The sequence below is a fragment of the Psychrobacter sp. 16-MNA-CIBAN-0192 genome, from assembly GCF_040309565.1.
Lineage (GTDB): Bacteria > Pseudomonadota > Gammaproteobacteria > Pseudomonadales > Moraxellaceae > Psychrobacter.
This window is the reverse complement of sequence record NZ_JBEOOX010000632.1, coordinates 1-243: the sequence shown is the minus strand read 5'-3', so window position 1 is coordinate 243 and position 243 is coordinate 1. Positions and strand designations below refer to the sequence as shown.

Genomic DNA, 243 nt, shown 5'->3' with positions numbered 1-243 from the left:
CCTTTATTGTTGCCTCGTATGTAGCTATTTTATTGATGTTTGTTGTGCATGGCTTATTGCTTAGCTTTGTGGGTGTAAATCCAAAGCATTATTTTGAAAAAATCTGGCCAGTACTGACCTTTGCATTTAGCTCACGTAGCTCAGCGGCCTCCATTCCTATGAATGTCGATGTGCAAATTAACCAGTTAAAAGTACCTCCGGCAATTGCAAACTTATCGGCTTCTTTTGGTGCCACTATTGGTC

Annotated in this window: 1 protein-coding gene; it reads left to right on the top strand. The window is 40.7% G+C overall.

Annotation, left to right across the window (positions count from 1 at the left end):
* On the top strand, positions 1 to 243 hold a 243-nt coding region (locus tag AAEY78_RS14655), incomplete at both ends, for a cation:dicarboxylate symporter family transporter (RefSeq protein ID WP_352340195.1).